We start from the raw sequence: 564 nt of genomic DNA, 5'->3' as shown, positions 1-564 counted from the left end.
CCAATCCAGCCAATGCTGCCGCTCACGGCCACCTGCGCAGCCACCACCGCCGCGCACAGGCTTAGCACCAGCCAGCGCACTGGCTGCACCGCCATGCCCAGCGTGCGCGCATCCTGTTCCCCCATCGACAGCACGTTAATATGCCAACGCAGGCGCAACAGCAGTCCTCCCGCCAGACCGAGCGGCAGCACCAGTGTGACCAGTTTGTCCCAATGAGCGGTGGCGAAACTCCCCAACAGCCAAAACACAATGCTCGGCAATTTTTCTTCGGTATCCGCCAGATATTGCAGCAGACTGACCAGTGCACCGAAAAAACCGCTGATGATGACCCCCGCCAGTATCAGGATGAGGACATTTTGCTTGCCCAACGCGGCGGCCATCATGAACACCAGCAGCAAGGCGACCATGCCAAACGTGAACGTCGAGAACAGCAAAAACAGTGGCGTCCAGCTCATCAAGATCGCCAGTGTGCCACCGAACGCTGCACCGGCAGAGACACCAATGATGTGTGGATCAACCAGTGGGTTACGGAACACACCTTGCAACGAGGCACCGCTTAGGGCT

At 59.0% G+C, this 564-nt stretch carries 1 protein-coding gene; it reads right to left on the bottom strand.

Annotated features, from left to right (window positions below):
- Nucleotides 1-564: FecCD family ABC transporter permease (locus J5069_RS23970; protein ID WP_264646142.1), on the bottom strand; the 564-nt coding region annotated here is incomplete at both ends.

This window comes from Candidatus Symbiopectobacterium sp. NZEC127 (genome assembly GCF_025962675.1).
GTDB lineage: Bacteria > Pseudomonadota > Gammaproteobacteria > Enterobacterales > Enterobacteriaceae > Symbiopectobacterium.
Note: the sequence above shows the minus strand (reverse complement) of the source record. Positions and strands in the feature narration are given on the sequence as shown.